Source organism: Burkholderia sp. IO2, from assembly GCF_029522185.1.
Classification (GTDB): domain Bacteria; phylum Pseudomonadota; class Gammaproteobacteria; order Burkholderiales; family Burkholderiaceae; genus Burkholderia; species Burkholderia cenocepacia.
In genome coordinates, this window is the sequence record NZ_JAKWFH010000010.1 from 30,632 (window position 1) to 46,251 (window position 15,620).

General features: G+C 68.5%; 17 protein-coding genes. 14 read left to right on the forward strand and 3 right to left on the reverse strand.

Annotation, left to right across the window (positions count from 1 at the left end):
• Positions 1-188: 188 nt before the first annotated feature.
• Positions 189-1,703 (forward strand): MDR family MFS transporter, encoded by a 1,515-nt coding sequence (locus tag MMB92_RS08405; protein ID WP_105866439.1) that lies wholly within the window; start codon positions 189-191, stop codon positions 1,701-1,703.
• A 64-nt stretch (positions 1,704-1,767) separates the two neighbouring features.
• Here MMB92_RS08405 and MMB92_RS08410 read toward each other — a convergent pair whose 3' ends face one another.
• Positions 1,768-2,766 (reverse strand): quinone oxidoreductase, encoded by a 999-nt coding sequence (locus MMB92_RS08410; RefSeq protein ID WP_060211204.1) that lies wholly within the window; start codon positions 2,764-2,766, stop codon positions 1,768-1,770.
• 131 nt (positions 2,767-2,897) lie between these two features.
• Between MMB92_RS08410 and MMB92_RS08415 the strand changes: the two genes are divergently transcribed.
• The 5 genes from MMB92_RS08415 (at position 2,898) to MMB92_RS08435 (ending at position 6,350) form a co-directional block, all read left to right on the forward strand.
• Positions 2,898-3,770: a LysR family transcriptional regulator gene (locus tag MMB92_RS08415; protein WP_059720759.1), complete on the forward strand. Its 873-nt coding sequence runs from the start codon at positions 2,898-2,900 to the stop codon at positions 3,768-3,770.
• A gap of 80 nt (positions 3,771-3,850) precedes the next feature.
• Complete coding sequence (locus tag MMB92_RS08420) at positions 3,851-4,411, forward strand: GNAT family N-acetyltransferase (protein ID WP_062884803.1); 561 nt, start codon at positions 3,851-3,853, stop codon at positions 4,409-4,411.
• A gap of 9 nt (positions 4,412-4,420) precedes the next feature.
• Positions 4,421-5,260 (forward strand): MerR family transcriptional regulator, encoded by an 840-nt coding sequence (locus tag MMB92_RS08425; RefSeq protein WP_006485961.1) that lies wholly within the window; start codon positions 4,421-4,423, stop codon positions 5,258-5,260.
• A 381-nt stretch (positions 5,261-5,641) separates the two neighbouring features.
• Positions 5,642-5,845 carry a cold-shock protein gene (locus MMB92_RS08430; protein ID WP_006485974.1) on the forward strand — a complete coding sequence of 68 codons (204 nt, stop codon included), beginning with the start codon at positions 5,642-5,644 and terminating at the stop codon, positions 5,843-5,845.
• A gap of 280 nt (positions 5,846-6,125) precedes the next feature.
• Positions 6,126-6,350 (forward strand): hypothetical protein, encoded by a 225-nt coding sequence (locus MMB92_RS08435; protein WP_006485967.1) that lies wholly within the window; start codon positions 6,126-6,128, stop codon positions 6,348-6,350.
• A 95-nt stretch (positions 6,351-6,445) separates the two neighbouring features.
• Here the strand turns inward: MMB92_RS08435 and speB are convergent, their stop codons facing one another.
• Entirely contained in the window at positions 6,446-7,408 is a 963-nt protein-coding gene (speB, locus tag MMB92_RS08440) for an agmatinase (protein WP_062910418.1), read from the reverse strand.
• Between the two features lie 361 nt (positions 7,409-7,769).
• On the opposite strand from speB, the gene MMB92_RS08445 reads away from it, so the two are divergent.
• The 5 genes from MMB92_RS08445 (at position 7,770) to MMB92_RS08465 (ending at position 13,052) form a co-directional block, all read left to right on the forward strand.
• Positions 7,770-8,441 (forward strand): lysoplasmalogenase, encoded by a 672-nt coding sequence (locus MMB92_RS08445; RefSeq protein ID WP_077189433.1) that lies wholly within the window; start codon positions 7,770-7,772, stop codon positions 8,439-8,441.
• Between the two features lie 246 nt (positions 8,442-8,687).
• Positions 8,688-10,271 (forward strand): NAD(P)/FAD-dependent oxidoreductase, encoded by a 1,584-nt coding sequence (locus MMB92_RS08450; protein WP_277562644.1) that lies wholly within the window; start codon positions 8,688-8,690, stop codon positions 10,269-10,271.
• 21 nt (positions 10,272-10,292) lie between these two features.
• Entirely contained in the window at positions 10,293-11,231 is a 939-nt protein-coding gene (locus MMB92_RS08455) for an SDR family oxidoreductase (protein ID WP_006496951.1), read from the forward strand.
• A complete protein-coding gene (locus MMB92_RS08460; protein WP_034202192.1) occupies positions 11,228-12,133 on the forward strand; it encodes a metal-dependent hydrolase in 906 nt (301 codons plus the stop codon). The genes MMB92_RS08455 and MMB92_RS08460 overlap by 4 nt, the downstream gene beginning before the upstream one ends.
• 4 nt (positions 12,134-12,137) lie before the next feature.
• Positions 12,138-13,052 carry an alpha/beta fold hydrolase gene (locus tag MMB92_RS08465; RefSeq protein WP_277562645.1) on the forward strand — a complete coding sequence of 305 codons (915 nt, stop codon included), beginning with the start codon at positions 12,138-12,140 and terminating at the stop codon, positions 13,050-13,052.
• Here MMB92_RS08465 and MMB92_RS08470 read toward each other — a convergent pair.
• Entirely contained in the window at positions 13,004-13,567 is a 564-nt protein-coding gene (locus MMB92_RS08470; RefSeq protein WP_006496948.1) for a putative glycolipid-binding domain-containing protein, read from the reverse strand. The two genes, MMB92_RS08465 and MMB92_RS08470, sit on opposite strands and share 49 nt — an antisense overlap.
• A 124-nt stretch (positions 13,568-13,691) precedes the next feature.
• Here MMB92_RS08470 and MMB92_RS08475 point away from each other — a divergent pair, with 124 nt between their 5' ends.
• The 3 genes from MMB92_RS08475 (at position 13,692) to MMB92_RS08485 (ending at position 15,590) form a co-directional block, all read left to right on the forward strand.
• Positions 13,692-14,585: an urea transporter gene (locus tag MMB92_RS08475; RefSeq protein ID WP_277562646.1), complete on the forward strand. Its 894-nt coding sequence runs from the start codon at positions 13,692-13,694 to the stop codon at positions 14,583-14,585.
• A complete protein-coding gene (locus MMB92_RS08480) occupies positions 14,560-15,336 on the forward strand; it encodes a class II aldolase/adducin family protein (RefSeq protein WP_062884805.1) in 777 nt (258 codons plus the stop codon). The genes MMB92_RS08475 and MMB92_RS08480 overlap by 26 nt, the downstream gene beginning before the upstream one ends.
• Positions 15,337-15,401: 65 nt before the next feature.
• Complete coding sequence (locus MMB92_RS08485) at positions 15,402-15,590, forward strand: 4-oxalocrotonate tautomerase (RefSeq protein WP_006487223.1); 189 nt, start codon at positions 15,402-15,404, stop codon at positions 15,588-15,590.
• Positions 15,591-15,620 lie beyond the last annotated feature (30 nt).

Below are 15,620 nucleotides of genomic sequence, written 5' to 3' on the forward strand. Positions count from 1 at the left end.
TCTGGATTACGGTTTGCCTGCAAGAAACTTGAGTCCGTCCCCGCTTTCCGGCTGACCGTGGTCAATTTTTCTTTCGGGCGGGCAATCTCCTGTTACGACTGCAACATATCGAGGCTGAGCAGAAATTGACTAGTCAATCATCCATGGCTATATTTCGGTCCAGTTTTCCTGCCATGGCAGATATCTCGATGACAACCGACACCCTCCTCACTCCGCCGGCCGCCGACGCGGCCCGCCGCGACGCGCCGACCGGGCTGATCGTCGCCGCGCTGCTGCTCGTCATGCTGCTGTCCGCGCTCGACCAGACGATCGTGTCGACCGCGCTGCCGACGATCGTCGGCGAACTCGGCGGGCTCGACCAGTTGTCGTGGGTCGTCACCGCGTACCTGCTGTCGTCCACCGTCGTGCTGCCGCTGTACGGCAAGCTCGGCGACCTGTACGGCCGCAAGATCGTGCTGCAGGCCGCGATCGTGCTGTTTCTCGCCGGCTCGGCGTTGTGCGGCGTCGCGCAGGACATGACGCAACTGATCGGGCTGCGCGCGCTGCAGGGGCTCGGCGGCGGCGGCCTGATGGTCGTCACGATGGCCGCGATCGGCGATCTGGTCCCGCCCGATCGCCGGGCGCGCTACCAGGGGATGTTCGGCGGCGTCTACGGCCTCGCGACGATCGTCGGCCCGCTGCTCGGCGGCTTCCTGGTCGAGCACCTGTCATGGCGCTGGATCTTCACGATCAACCTGCCGCTCGGCCTGCTCGCGCTCGCGGTGATCGGCATGGCGTTCCGGCCGCACACCGCGCACGTGAAGCACCGGATCGACTACCTGGGCGCCACGTTCCTCGCGACCGCCCTCACCTGCGTGATCCTGTTCACGAGCGAAGGCGGCTCGCTGCTGCCGTGGACGTCGCCGCAGCTGTGGATGACGCTCGTGCTCGGGCTCGTCGCGATCGGCGGCTTCATTTATGAAGAGCGCCTGGCGGCCGAGCCGATCATGCCGCTCGACCTGTTCCGTCACCGCACCTTCGTGCTGGTCAGCCTGATCGGGTTCGTGGTCGGCATCGCGCTGTTCGGCTCGGTCACGTTCATCCCGCTCTACCTGCAGGTCGTGAAGGGCTCGACGCCGTCGCAGGCCGGCATGCAGTTGCTGCCGATGATGGGCGGGATGCTCGTGACGTCGATCGTCAGCGGGCGGCTGATCTCGCGGCTCGGCTCGTACCGGATGTTCCCGATCGCCGGGACGCTGATCGGCGGCGTCGCGATGGCGCTGCTGTCGACGCTGACGCTCGATACGCCGCTGCACACGATGTACGCGTACATGGCGCTGCTCGGAATCGGGCTCGGGATGGTGATGCCCGTGCTGACGCTCGCCGTGCAGAACACGGTCGAATTCCGGCACATGGGGGTGGCGACGTCGGGCGCGACGCTGTTCCGCTCGATCGGCGGCTCGCTCGGCGTCGCCGCATTCGGCGCGCTGTTCTCGCACGGGCTGCAAGCGCGGATGAGGCACGCGCTGCCGGCCGGCACCGAGCTGCCGCCCGCGCTCGGCCCGGCCGCCGTGCACCAGCTGCCGAACGCCGTGCGCGACGCGTATCTGCACGCGTTCGCCGGCTCGCTGCACGTCGTGTACCTGTCGGCCGCGACGGTGATCGCGATCGCGTTCGTGCTCGCGTGGTTCGTCGAAGATGCGCCGCTGCGCACGCACAACTGAGCGAGCGGCGGCTCGCGACACGGCCGTCGGGTCGAGCCGCGTCGCGAGTCGCCCGCCCCCGCCATCACGCCAACAGCACGACACCGCCCGTCGTCGCGCGCGACTCCAGCAACCGGTGCGCATCGGCCGCCTGTTCGAGCGGCAAGCGCGCGCCGATCTCGACGTGCATGCCGCCTGCCAGCCGGTCGAGCGTCGCCCGCGCGGCGTCCCGATACGCGCCGACGTCGCGCGCGATGAAACCGAGCACGCTCGGCCGCGCGAGCGCGATCGAACGGGCCGGGCCCAGCTCGTCGAGATCGAACGTCTGCCGCGTGCCGATCGCGGCCACCTGCCCGATGCTCGCGACCATCCCGAACGGACGAATCGCGCCGAGCGTGCGGGTCAGCACGTCGCCGCCGATTCCGTCGATCGCGTAATCGACGCCCGCACCGCCGCCGAAGGCACGCGCGGCCGCGACGAAATCCGCCTCGCGATAATCGACCACCGCTTCCGCGCCGTGCGCGCGCACCAGCGCGGCTTTCGCGGCCGATCCGACCGTGCCGATCACCCGTGCGCCGAGCGCGCGCGCCCACTGCGTCGCCAGCAGCCCGACGCCGCCGGCCGCCGCATGCACGAGCACCGTGTCGCCGGCGCCGACCTGCCGCACGCGATGCAGCAGCATGTAGACGGTGATCCCCTTCAGCAGCCCGGCGGCGGCGGCTTCGTCGCTCAGCCCGTCTGGAATCGGCAGCACGCGCTCGGCCGGCATCGTGCGCAGGCTCGCATAGCTGCCGCTCGGCATGCCGGCATACGCGACGCGCTGACCGGGCACGAGCTCCGTCACGCCCGGCCCGACCGCGTCGATCACGCCGGCCGCCTCGACGCCGAGCGCGTCCGGCAGCGCGGGCAATGCATGCGCGCCCGTCCTGAAATAGATATCGACGAAATTCACGCCGATCGCGGTCTGGCGAATCCGCACTTCGCCGGCGCCGGGCGGCGCGACGGGCGCATCGACGCGGCGCAGCACGCCGGCATCGCCGTAACGGTCGATCCCGATCCGGATGGCATTGGCGGTTTGGGTCATGACGTTCCTCGTTATCGAATGAAGTGACACGATCATCCCATCGTGCATAATCGAACGGAATTCACGCTGAACGCCCATCTACTGTGCAAAATTCGACCGATCGTGATCCTGTCGCCTCACCCGCACTGCCGATGAGCTGGGACGACATCCGCTACTTCCTGGCGGTGATGCGCGGCGGCAGCCTGTCGGCCGCCGCGCGGGCGCTGCAGGTCCAGCATTCGACGGTCGCGCGGCGCATCGACGCGCTGGAGTCGGCGCTCGGGATCCGGCTGTTCGACCGGCTGCCGCGCGGCTGGCCGCCGACCGACGAAGGGCTGCACCTCGCCGAGCACGCCACGCGCCTCGAAGCCGACGCGCATGCGTTCGCGCGCGCCGCGCAAGGCGCGGCGGCGCTCGACGGCGTGGTGCGCGTATCGGCGTCGCCGGTGTTCGCGAGCCATTTCCTCGCGCCGCGCCTGGCTCGCGCGCAGCGCGCGTGGCCGGCGCTGCGGATCGACCTGATGGGCGAGATGCATGCGGCCAACCTGTATGCGCGCGAAGCCGACCTCGCGGTACGGCTGTCGCGGCCGAGCGAGCCGGGGCTCGCCGCGCGCCGGCTCGGCACGATGCGCTTCGCGCTGTGCGCGGCGCCGGAATGGGCCGATGCGCCGCCCGACACCTGGCCCTTCATCGGCTACGACGACGCGCTCGCGCAAACGCCGCAGCAGCAATGGCTCGAACGCTTCGCGGCCGGGCGCCGCTTTGCGTTCATCGCCAACGACCTCGCCGCGCAGCATCGCGCGTGCGCGGCCGGGGCCGGCGTCGCGCTGCTGCCGCGGTTTCTCGTCGACGATCCGGCCGCGCATGCCGGCGCGCCGCTCGTCGAGCTGACGGCCGCGCCGCGTTGCGACATCGAGCGCGAAATCTGGCTCGTCGTTCACCCGGACGTGCGCCGGTCGCCGCGCGTACAGCGCGTCGCCGACGCGATCGCCGATGCGGTGCATGCGGCGGACGGCCGGTTGTAAGCCGCCGAACTCGCAAACGGCTTTACCACGCGCGGCGGCGGCCGGCATAGTAGCGTTTTGATTCCGACCGCCCTGCCGCCATGTCCAACACTCCCGCCTGCGTCGTGCGCGACGCGACCGATGCCGACCTCGAGGCGATCCACGCGATCTATGCGCACCACGTTCACCACAGCGTCGCGTCGTTCGAGGAAACGCCGCCCGACGTCGCCGAACTGCGCGCACGCCGCGACGCGGTGCTGAACCACGGGCTGCCGTATCTCGTCGCCGAATGCGACGGCCGCGTGGCCGGCTACGCGTACGCGACGCCGTACCGCACGCGCAGCGCGTACCGCTTCGCGATCGAGGATTCGATCTACATCGACGACGCGCAGCGCGGCCGCGGAATCGGCCGCGCGTTGCTCGCCGCGCTGATCGCGCGCTGCGAAGACGGCCCGTGGCGGCAGATGATCGCGGTGATCGCCGACGGCGGCACCGGCGGCTCGACGTCGCTGCATCGCGCGTTCGGCTTCGAACCGGCCGGCCAGCTGAAAGCGGTCGGCTTCAAGCACGGCCGCTGGATCGATACGGCGCTGCTGCAGCGCCCGCTCGGCGAAGGCGCGAACACGCGCCCCGCCTCGCCCGAGCCTGCCCCGGCGCGCTAGAATGGCCGCATGTCAAAACAGACTCATTCCACGCCCGACGAGGCCACGCCGGATTCCCGCAACGAGTACACGGTCGACGAGCTCGCGCGCGTGTCCGATACCACCGTGCGCAACGTCCGCGCCTACCAGGATCGCGGGCTGCTCGCGCCGCCGGAGAAACGCGGGCGCGTCGGCATCTACGACGACACGCACGTCGCGCGCCTGAAGCTGATCAACCATCTGCTCGCGCGCGGCTACACGCTGTCGAACATCCAGGACCTGATCAAGGCGATCGACGAAGGCCACGACCTGCGCTCGATCCTCGGCCTCGAAAACGCGATCGGCGGCCGCTGGTCGCACGAGCTGCCGAAAACCTACTCACTCGCGCAACTCGCGCAGATGTTCGGCCCGCAGGCAACCACGCAACTGTCGCGCGTGACCGAGCTCGGGCTGCTCGAACGGCGCGGCCTGTCGTTCGTCGCGAAAAGCCCCGCGCTGCTCGAGGCCGCCGCCGCGATGACGAAGGAAGGGATTCCGCCGCGCGAACTGCTCGACGTGATCAGCGTCGCGCGGCCGCATTTCGACGCGATCGCGCGGCTGCTCGTCGATCTCGTCGTGAAGCGGCTCGACCGCTATGACGAAGGCACGCTGCCGCCCGCCACCGACGTGCCGGCGCTCGTCGACGCGATCTGGCGGCTGCGCCCGCTCGCGGCCGTGTTCGTCGAAGGCGAGACGAACCGCGCGCTCGAGAATGCGGCGAGCGCGTATCTGGGCGGCCGCGTCGCGACGATTCTCGACAAGAAACTCAGCGACGAAGCCGCGCGGCAGTCCGGTACGAGCGATACGCAGGGCGACGGCGACACCGCATAAGGCCTTCGCCGTCATGCATGCGTGGGCTTTTCGCGACAACGCGCGCGTGTCCGGCTGGAGGAAAGGCCGACGTCCATTGCAGGTGACGACCGCCGCCAGCATGGGCCGGCAAATGGCCAGCAGCCGCGCCCGCGCGCATTCCAGCCAGACGGCGCCACCGCGCTGCGTCCGTCATCGCAGGCTACGCTGCGAAACAGTTACAAGATAACGGTTGACGCGAGCCCCAGCGACGGTTAGTGTAGGCACCGAAGTCCAAGAAGTCCGATTGCTGTTCATCAATTGCTCGCTCCTCCTCAGCGGTATTCGTTGTCCTCTCCCTCCTTGACGCTTCACGCGCTCTTCCACAGAGCAAATTTCTCTATTTTTTCTCAAGGAATCTTCATGGATACCGGTATCGTCAAGTGGTTCAACGACAGCAAAGGCTTTGGCTTCATCACGCCGGACAACGGCGGCGACGATCTGTTCGCTCACTTCTCGGAAATTCGTGCCGACGGCTTCAAGACGCTGGCTGAAAACCAGAAAGTGAGCTTCGAAACGAAGCAAGGACCGAAGGGTCTGCAGGCGGCGAACATCAAGCCGCTGTAAAGTTTGAAGGGCCCGGCCTCCCACGACGGACGCCGGGTCGCAGCGATATTCCCACGGAGCTTCGTCTCCCCAAGTTGGCGCGACCGGCTTTTTAGCTGCATCTGTTCAGTCAGCAGCTCGCCACGCGCTACACGTCTCGTTGCACTTCATCCCCCCTCTGGCCGCAACGCCTTATTTTCGCTTTCCGACTGCGTCTGATTCGGCTCGCAATGGCTTTGAATCGGCGTAACCGTGCGTATTTCGCACGGCACGCGCGCACTCGAACATCATTAAAATTAAAATGGACAACCAACGAATTCAGCAATACAACGGCTATGCCGTCCAACCCTCGGCGCATCGCCTGCCCGACGGGAGTTTTTCCTCCAACCTGCTGCTCGAACGCGCCGATAGCACGCACGGCGAAGGCCGCTACCAGTTCTATTCGCTCGATTACTTCGCGAGCGAGGCACAGGCGCTCGCGCATTCGGCACGCTGGGCGCGCCACTGGGTCGATACGCGCGGTTGAACGCCGCGCTACTCGCGAGATCCGCGCAGACGGTCATAAAAAAACGGCGGGCAACTGCCCGCCGGCCTTCCGCATCACATGCCCGCTCACCTGCGTCACCGCGCCGCCACCTTCTTCTGCCGCCACAGACACAGCAGATCGCAAGCCACATGCGCGGCCGCGATCGCCGTGATGTCCGCGTGATCGTACGCCGGCGCCACCTCCACCACATCCGCCCCGACCAGATTCACCGCCCCGAGCCCCCGCACGATCGCCAGCGCCTGCGCGGACGAGAGCCCGCCGGCCACCGGCGTCCCCGTTCCCGGCGCGAACGCCGGATCGAGGCAGTCGATATCGAACGTCAGGTACGCAGGCCGCGCACCGACGATCGCGACGATTCGCTCGACCGCCGCCCGCGCACCCTGGTCATGCACCCACGCGGCATCGAGCCGCTCGATCCCGAGAAAGTCGTCGTTCCACGTGCGGATGCCGACCTGCACCGACGTCGCGGGATCGATCAGCCCTTCCTTCACCGCCTTGTAGAACATCGTCCCGTGATTGAGGCTGTCCGGATCGTCGTCGGCCCACGTATCGCAGTGCGCGTCGAAATGGATCAGCGACAGCGGCTGGCCGTAGCGCTCCGCGTGCGCGACCAGCAGCGGATACGTGATGTAGTGATCGCCGCCGAGCGTCAGCATCTTCGCGCCCGAACGCAGGATCGTGCGCGCATGCTCGACGATCGCCGGCTTGATCGACAACGGGTTGTGCGCGTCGAACCAGCAGTCGCCGTAGTCGACGGCCGCGAGGTCGTCGAACGGGTTGAAGCCCCACGGATACGGATTGAGCTCCGCGAGCTGCACGCTTGCCGCGCGAATCGCGGCCGGCCCGAGCCGCGCACCGGAACGATAGGTCGTCGCGAGATCGAGCGGCACGCCGGAGATCGCGACGTCGATGCCGTCGAGCACGCGCGAGTAATTGCGGCGCATGAACGACAGCACGCCCGCATAGGTGTTTTCGATCGAGGAACCGTACGGCGTCGTGCGACGGATCGCGCCGTCGCCGTGAAGAAGTTCGGTCATGGTCGGACCTGTTTTCGTGGGGTGCCGGCGCCGGCCCGCGCGCTCTGAGGGCGCGGGCCGGGCACGGCATGGATTCATCGGCACGCACCGGCTCGCGCATCCGGTCGCGCGGCCAGGCGGGACATCGACAGCGACAGCGGCAATACCGCGGCGATCATAGCAAGCCGAATCGACGCCGTTGCCCCGGTTCGGCCGGGGCAACGCGCGGAAAAATCCGGCGGCGGCACCGCCGCCCGTCGCGGTCGTTTCCTAGAAGGATTCGCCGGTTTTCGCGCGCCCGTTCTTCCGGATAATGGCCGACAGCCGCGCCCTCGACGGCGCGGCGTCCACCGCAGACAACTACAAACCGGAGACACCCGCCTTGATCGCCACGCTTCCCGCCCCCTACCGCCGGCTGTGGCCGCTCGCCATCGCCGCGGCGCTGCTGTACGGCCTGTCGCTCGCCGTCGCGCCCTATCCGGGCCAGGCCGCCGCGAAAGCTGCGATGGGCATCCTGCTGCTCACGGCAGGCAGCACCTGCGGCGCGCCGCGCGAACGCGCGTGGCTGTGCGCGGCGCTCGCGACCGCCGTGCTCGGCGACGTGCTGCTCGCGCTGCCCGACTGGCCGTTGTCGTTCGTTCTCGGCCTCGGCGCATTCCTGCTCACGCACGTGTGCTACTGCGCGATCTTCTTCCGGTGGCGCGCGCGGCCGCACGGCTGGCGCATCGTCGCGCTCGTCGGGCTGTGGATGGCCGCGCCGGCGTTCTACGCGGCATTCTTCCCGCACCTCGGCGAGTTGCTGGCGCCGGTCGCCATCTACATGCTCGTGCTGTGCGCGATGGCGAGCTTCGCGCTCGCCGCCCGCACGCGCGGCCCGCTGGTCGCGATCGGCAGCCTGATCTTCGTCGGCTCCGACACGCTGATCGGCGTCGGCCGGTTCCTCGGCGGCTTTCCGGGCATCGACTATCTGATCTGGGGCCTCTATGCGCTCGCGCAGGTCACGATCGTGGCCGGGGTTTTCCATGAGACGGCCACCCGATCGATCCGTCCCTGATACCGTTTCAAACGGACCGTCGCGCGCCGGTGGTCCCGTTTCTTCCCTGTCTCGCCCTGCCGGCGGCCTTTTCCGCTCATCCCGCATTGCGGAAACCCGACCGTTCCAAACCCCGCTCAGCCTTTTCCCGCCTGGCTTCCGGCCCTTAGAGCGCCGCTTCTAGCCTCTTGCGGTTTCCGGGTTCACCCACTATCGTTACATCAAACAATGTAACATTCAAAAATGAGCCAAATCGGAGACACCCGGATGAATGCTCGCACGTTGCCTTTCGGTCCACCCGGCCATGACGGCCTGGACGAAACCATCGACATCGCCATCATCGGCACCGGCTTCGCCGGTCTCGGGATGGCGATCCGCCTGAAACAGACGGGCGTGACCGACTTCGTCGTCCTCGAGAAGGCCGCCTCGGTCGGCGGCACGTGGCGCGACAATCATTACCCCGGGTGTGCATGCGACGTGCAATCGCACGTCTATTCGTTCTCGTTCGCGCCGAACCCGCGCTGGACGCGCATGTTCGCGCCGCAGCCGGAAATCCGCGCGTATCTCGAAGACTGCGTGCAGCGCTTCGGCGTCGGCCCGCACCTGCGGCTGAATCACGAGTTGCAGCGCGCCGAATACGACGAAGCCGCGCAACGCTGGCGCCTCACGTTCGCGAACGGCAAGCGGCTGTCCGCGCGCGTGCTGGTGTCGGGCATGGGCGGCCTGTCGCGCGCCGCGCTGCCGGCGATTCCCGGCGTCGAAACCTTCCAGGGCCGCGCGTTCCATTCGCAGCAGTGGGATCACGACTACCCGCTCGAAGGCAAGCGTGTCGCGGTGATCGGCACCGGCGCGAGCGCGATCCAGTTCGTCCCGCAGATCGCGCCGCGCGTGAAAGCACTCGCGCTGTTCCAGCGCACGCCGCCGTGGATCATGCCGAAGCCGGACCGCAACCTGACCGGCTTCGAGAAATGGCTGTTCCGCACGCTGCCGTTCACGCAGAAGATCGTGCGCAGCGGCATCTACTGGATGCTCGAATCGCGCGTGCTCGGCTTCGCGATCCATCCGTCGCTGATGAAGAACGTGCAGAAGCTCGCGCTGCGGCACATCCGCAAGCAGATTCCCGATCCGGAGTTGCGCAAGACCGTCACGCCGAACTACACGCTCGGCTGCAAGCGCGTGCTGATCTCGAACGACTATTACCCGGCGCTGTCGCGCAAGAACGTCGACGTGATCACGACCGGCATCGACCATATCGAAGCCGACGCGGTCGTGACGATCGACGGCAAGCGTCATGAAGTCGACTGCCTGATCTACGGCACCGGCTTCCAGGTCGCCGATCCGTACCCGCGCGGCGCGATCATCGGCCGCAGCGGCCTCGACATCGTCGACGCGTGGCGCGACGGCGCGCACGCGTACCTCGGCTCGACGCTGCCCGGCTATCCGAACTTCTTCATGATCGTCGGCCCGAACACCGGCCTCGGCCACAACTCGATGGTGTTCATGATCGAGTCGCAGATCGAATACATCCTCGGCGCGCTGCAGGCGATGCGCCGCGAGCGCGCGGACGCGATCGAGGTGCGCCCGCTCGTCGAGGCGCAGTTCAACAGCGACCTGCAGGGCAAGCTGAAGAAGGCGATCTGGTCGACGGGCGGCTGCAAGAGCTGGTATCTCGATCCGCGCACCGGCAAGAACACGACGCTGTGGCCAGGCTTCACGTGGCGCTTCCGCCAGGCGACCGCGCGTTTCTCGATCGCCGATTACCACGCGTATCGCGCGCCGCAACACGACACGACCGCGCGGCCCGCCGCCGCGCCGGCCGCTTCCGCTTCCACGTCCGCCGAAGCGGCCTGAGCCAGACAAGGAGCCAACGACATGAGAGATTTCGCCAACAAGGTGGCCGCGATCACGGGAGCCGGCTCGGGCATGGGCCGCGCGCTCGCGATCCAGCTCGCGCAGGCCGGCTGCCACGTGTCGCTCGCCGACAAGAACGGCGTCGGCCTCGCGGAAACCGAACGGATCGTCCGCGCGATCGCGCCGAACGTGCGCGTGTCGACGCGCGTGCTCGACGTCGGCGATCGCGACGCGATGTTCGCGTGGGCCGACGACACCGCGAAGGAGCACGGCAAGGTCAACCTGATCTTCAACAATGCGGGCGTCGCGCTGTCGAGCACGATCGAAGGGATGGAATACAGCGATCTCGAGTGGATCGTGAACATCAACTTCTGGGGCGTCGTGCACGGCACGAAGGCGTTCCTGCCGCACCTGAAGGCATCGGGCGACGGCCACGTGATCAACACGTCGAGCATCTTCGGGATCTTCGCGCAGCCGGGCATGAGCGGCTACAACGCGACCAAGTTCGCGGTACGCGGCTTCACCGAATCGCTGCGCCAGGAACTCGACATGATGAAGTGCGGCGTGTCGGCCACCTGCGTGCATCCGGGCGGCATCCGCACGAACATCGCGCAGTCGAGCCGCGTCGCGAAGAACATGGTCGGCTTCATCGTCGAGAGCGAACAGCAAGGCAAGGACAGCTTCGAGAAGTTCTTCATCACGACCGCCGACGACGCCGCGCGCACGATCCTCGCCGGCGTGCGCAAGAACAAGCGCCGCGTGCTGATCGGCCGCGACGCGAAGGGCGCGGACTGGATGGCGCGCGTGCTGCCGGCCGCGTACCAGGCGCTCGTCGTGCTCGCGACGCGCCGCGAGGCGGCGAAAGCCCGCCGTGCCGCGCGCGGCGCGCCGGCGCCGGCGCCCGCCCCGCTGCACGCGACCTACAACAATGCAGGCAATCAGGGAGGTGAACAATCATGACGACCCCGAACATGATGCCCGTGCGGCGCGACATCCGTTTCGCGCTGCCGCCCGAACGCGCGAAGGACTGGCACGTGCAGGGCGTGCCGGTCACGCACTTCATGAACGCGCTGTCGCTGCTGTTCCCGGCCGGCGAACGCTTCTTCATGGATTCGGTGCGCAACTACCGCGACCGGATCGAGGATCCCGAGTTGAAGAAGCAGGTACTCGGCTTCATCGGCCAGGAAGCGATGCACACGCGCGAGCACATCGAATACAACGACCTGCTGCAATCGTCGGGGCTGCCCGCGCACAAGCTCGACAAGCGCCTGTGGACCATCCTCGGCTGGTTCAAGAAGGTGCTGCCGCACTCGATGCAGCTGGCGATCACGATCGCGCTCGAGCACTACACGGCGATCCTCGCGAACCAGTTGCTGTCGGGCCACGAGCACCGGATCGACGGCTCGGTCGAGGGCTACCAGCAGATGTGGATGTGGCACGCGATGGAGGAAACCGAGCACAAGGCGGTGTCCTACGACGTATGGCGCACCGTGATGAAGCCGGGCCTCGGCAGCTACCTGCTGCGCACCGGCACGATGCTGACGACGACGGTGTTCTTCTGGGCCATCGTGTTCGACTTCCACGTACGCCTGATGCGCGCGCACCGTCGCGAACACGGCAAGTTCGGCGGCATGTGGCGCCTCGTGAAGTATCTGTACAGCCCGAAGCACGGCGTGTTTCCGAGCATCGCGCGCGAATGGCTCGACTACTTCCGCCCGGGTTTCCACCCGTGGGATCACGACAACCATCAGTACCTGCAGGAGCTCGACACGCTGCTCGACAACATCGACGCGACCAACGCGCGCTACGCGGCGCAAGCCGCCCCGCGCCGCGTGCCGCTGCACCCGGTGCCGCAGGCATGACGCCATGGCGCGCGCTCACGAGATGCTGACCGTCCAGTCCGGCGACGTGAAACTCGCCGTCTACGTAAGCGGGTCGCGGCGCGCGCCGCCGCTGATCCTCGTGCACGGCTATCCCGACTCGGCGGCCGTGTGGGCGCCGGTCCGCGCGCGGCTCGCGAAGCGCTACCGCGTGATCGCGTACGACGTGCGCGGCGCCGGTGCATCCGATGCGCCGCGCCGCCGGGCCGACTACACGCTCGAACGGCTCGCCGGCGACCTGAAGGCGGTGGCCGACGCGACCTGCGGCGGCCGGCCGTTCCACCTCGTCGGCCACGACTGGGGCTCGATCCAGTGCTGGGAGGCCGTGACCGACCCCGCGTTCCGCGGCCGCATCGCGTCGTACACGTCGATCTCGGGCCCGTGCCTCGATCACGTGTTCCGCGCGAAGCTGCGGCTCAAGCAGAGCCTGAAGTCGTGGTACATCGGGTTCTTCCATCTGCCGCTCGTGCCATCGCTGGTATGGCGGCTCGGCGGCGCCGCGCTGTGGCCGCGCTGGCTCCAGCTCACCGAACGCGTGCGCGCCGAGCGCGATCCCGTGCAACTGAAGAACGCGCTGAACGGGATGCAGATGTACCGCGCGAACTTCATCGCGCGGGCCCGCCAGCCGCGTGAGCGGTATGCGCAGGCGCCGGTGCAGATCCTGGTGCCGGTGCGCGACCGCTACGTGACGCCCGAGATGTCGGTCAACCTCGATCGCTGGCTCGGCGACCACGTGCGCGAGGAAATCGACGGCACGCACTGGATCGTGCTGCGCCATCCGGACCTGATCGCGTCCCGGATCGACCGCTTCGCGTCCGCGCAGGAGCGACCGGCGGCGACGAACGCCGCGGTTCAGCGCGCCGTCGGCGGCGCCGGCAGGCGTCTGAACAGCGTCTCGTAATCGACGACGAGCCCGTCGTCGTCGATGTCCATCTCGGCCGTGAAATTCCGGAAGATCCCTTCGTAGCGGTAGCGCCGGCCCGGTTCGATGCACGCGTAAGCCTGCTTGACCGGCGCGACCGTCAGGTCCGGCGTCGAGATGTACGCGACGTCGATCGGCCGCCGCTCGCCGCGCGCGAGCCCGAGGCGGCCGATCGGCAGCGAATTGGTGAACGGCGTCGCGGCGATGTCGATGTCGATGCAACCGTCGAGCGCCGGCAACGGGCGGCCCGCGCCGTCGCGCCAGTGGCCGGCGCCGTCGCCGCGCAACGCCAGCGTGCCGCCGCCCATCACCTTGAGCACCGCATAAGTCACGCGCCATTGCGCATCGCACTCGACGCGATACGCGAGCCCGTATGCGCGACCGTACCGCTGGCCGACCACCGCGCTTTCGACGACGATCGCGCCGCCGCTGCGGTCGAACGTCAGATGTTCGACCCCGTCGCCTTCGAGCGACGCCCACCGCACCTCGCGCATCGTTCCACCTCCCGGTTTCCCCATTGCGGGGCATCGTCGCACAAATCCTGACTATCCAGAATTCCCTATTCCGGTGCATGGGATTGTGTCCTATGCTCGCGGCTCGTCCTGTTCCGCCGCCATCATGCCTACCGCCCGCCCCGTCCCGCCGTCGATCGACCTGCGCATCCTGCTGCGCGGCATCGGGCAGATCGTGCTGCAGGCGCATGCGCTCACCGGCGCGCTGCTGCTCGCCGCGCTGGCGCTGACCGACCTGCGGCTCGCGTGCGCCGCGCTGGTCGGCTCGGCCGCCGCCAGCATGACGGCCGTGCTGACGGGCGCCGACCGCCGCGACGTCGAACAGGGCCTGCACGGCTTCAACGGCGCGCTGGCCGCGCTGATCGCCGTGCTGTTCGCGCCCCATCCGCTCGCCGCCGTCGCGCTGGCGCCGCTGGTCGCGATCGGCGCGGCGCTCGTGCAACGCGCGATGCGGGTGCCGCTCGCCCGCTGGCGCCAGTGCCCGTATTCGGGCCCGTGCCTGGCCGTCACCGCGCTGTGGCTGCCGTTTGTCGCATTGCAGCATGTGGACGCCGCGGCCGCCGGCCCGGTGCTGACGCTCGCGTCCGCCGCCGACGCGCTGCTGTCGGGCGTCGCCCAGACCACCTTCGCGCAAGGCGCGTGGGCCGGCGCGCTGATCGTCGCCGGCCTCGCCGTCGCATCGCGCCGCGCGGCCGCGTTCGCGCTCGGCGGCGCGGTCGTGTCGACCGTGCTGCTGGCCGCGCTGGGCGCAAGCGGCGCGCTGTTCGCCGACGGCCTGCTCGGCTTCAACGGCGCCCTCGCCGCGCTCGCGCTGATGCCGCGCGGCCCGCGTGCGGCGCTCGCGGCGGCCGCGCTCGCCGCGCTGATCCAGTGGCTCGCGATGCGCGCGGGCATCCCCGCGTTCACGGCCCCGTTCGCGCTCGCGTCATGGGTGACCGTCGCTGTCGCGCGCCGCTTTACCCTCGGAGAACCCGATGTCGTCATTCGCACACCGTCCTGATGCCGTGAAGCCCGGCGGCCCGATCTCGGACGCCGAACGCAAGCTGCGGGTCGACCTCGCCGCCGCGTACCGGCTCGTCGCGCTGAACGGCTGGGACGACCTGATCTACACGCATCTGTCCGCGACCGTTCCGGGCGAACCCGGCCACTTCCTGATCAACCCGTTCGGCCTCACGTTCGACGAGGTTCGCGCGTCGAACCTCGTGAAGATCGACCTCGCCGGCCACCGGATCGGCGACAGCGAGCACGCGGTCAACGTGACCGGCTTCGCACTGCATGCGGCCGTGCACGCGGCGCGCGCCGACGCCGTCTGCGTGATGCACCTGCACAATACGGCCGGCATCGCCGTATCGATCCAGCGCGACGGGCTGCTGCCCGCATCGCAGCACGCGTTGCGTTTTCATGGCGACCTCGCGTACCACGACTACGAAGCGCTCGCGTTCTCGCCGGCCGAAGGCGCGCGGCTGACCGCGAGCCTCGGCGCGAAATCCGCGATGCTGCTGCGCAATCACGGCACGCTGACGGTCGGCCGCACCGTCGCCGAAGCGTACGTGCTGATGGATACGCTGATCAAGGCGTGCGACATCCAGGTTCGCGCGCAGGCCGGCGGCGGGCCGCTCGTGCTGCCGGAACCGGCCGTCGCCGCGCGCACCGCCGAACAACTGCGCGACGGCGGCGCGATCGAAGGCGAACTGGAATGGCCGGCGCTGCTGCGCCGCCTCGACCGGATCGATCCGTCGTATCGCGACTGACGCCACGTCCGCACCCGACCGAATCGTTCATCGTCAATCGTTCAACCTCAACCGGAGCATTTGCCATGCCGACTTTCAATATCCAGCTGTTCGAAGGCCGCACCGTCGACCAGAAGCGCGCCTTCGTCGAAGCGATCACGCGCGTCACGTGCGAGACGCTCGGCTGCGCGCCAGGCTCGGTCGACATCATCCTGACCGACGTGAAAAAGGAGAACTGGGCGACGGCCGGCAAGCTGTGGAGCGACGAGCGCTGAGCGCCGAAGGCGGCGTCGCGCCGGCGTCGC

What these genes read in the sequence shown, in the direction of transcription:
- MMB92_RS08405 (WP_105866439.1), top strand. Translation starts at nt 189, where the DNA reads ATGACAACCGACACCCTCCTCACTCCGCCGGCCGCCGACGCGGCCCGC.
- MMB92_RS08410 (WP_060211204.1), bottom strand. Translation starts at nt 2,766, where the DNA reads ATGACCCAAACCGCCAATGCCATCCGGATCGGGATCGACCGTTACGGC.
- MMB92_RS08415 (WP_059720759.1), top strand. Translation starts at nt 2,898, where the DNA reads ATGAGCTGGGACGACATCCGCTACTTCCTGGCGGTGATGCGCGGCGGC.
- MMB92_RS08420 (WP_062884803.1), top strand. Translation starts at nt 3,851, where the DNA reads ATGTCCAACACTCCCGCCTGCGTCGTGCGCGACGCGACCGATGCCGAC.
- MMB92_RS08425 (WP_006485961.1), top strand. Translation starts at nt 4,421, where the DNA reads ATGTCAAAACAGACTCATTCCACGCCCGACGAGGCCACGCCGGATTCC.
- MMB92_RS08430 (WP_006485974.1), top strand. Translation starts at nt 5,642, where the DNA reads ATGGATACCGGTATCGTCAAGTGGTTCAACGACAGCAAAGGCTTTGGC.
- MMB92_RS08435 (WP_006485967.1), top strand. Translation starts at nt 6,126, where the DNA reads ATGGACAACCAACGAATTCAGCAATACAACGGCTATGCCGTCCAACCC.
- speB (WP_062910418.1), bottom strand. Translation starts at nt 7,408, where the DNA reads ATGACCGAACTTCTTCACGGCGACGGCGCGATCCGTCGCACGACGCCG.
- MMB92_RS08450 (WP_277562644.1), top strand. Translation starts at nt 8,688, where the DNA reads ATGAATGCTCGCACGTTGCCTTTCGGTCCACCCGGCCATGACGGCCTG.
- MMB92_RS08455 (WP_006496951.1), top strand. Translation starts at nt 10,293, where the DNA reads ATGAGAGATTTCGCCAACAAGGTGGCCGCGATCACGGGAGCCGGCTCG.
- MMB92_RS08460 (WP_034202192.1), top strand. Translation starts at nt 11,228, where the DNA reads ATGACGACCCCGAACATGATGCCCGTGCGGCGCGACATCCGTTTCGCG.
- MMB92_RS08465 (WP_277562645.1), top strand. Translation starts at nt 12,138, where the DNA reads ATGGCGCGCGCTCACGAGATGCTGACCGTCCAGTCCGGCGACGTGAAA.
- MMB92_RS08470 (WP_006496948.1), bottom strand. Translation starts at nt 13,567, where the DNA reads ATGCGCGAGGTGCGGTGGGCGTCGCTCGAAGGCGACGGGGTCGAACAT.
- MMB92_RS08475 (WP_277562646.1), top strand. Translation starts at nt 13,692, where the DNA reads ATGCCTACCGCCCGCCCCGTCCCGCCGTCGATCGACCTGCGCATCCTG.
- MMB92_RS08480 (WP_062884805.1), top strand. Translation starts at nt 14,560, where the DNA reads ATGTCGTCATTCGCACACCGTCCTGATGCCGTGAAGCCCGGCGGCCCG.
- MMB92_RS08485 (WP_006487223.1), top strand. Translation starts at nt 15,402, where the DNA reads ATGCCGACTTTCAATATCCAGCTGTTCGAAGGCCGCACCGTCGACCAG.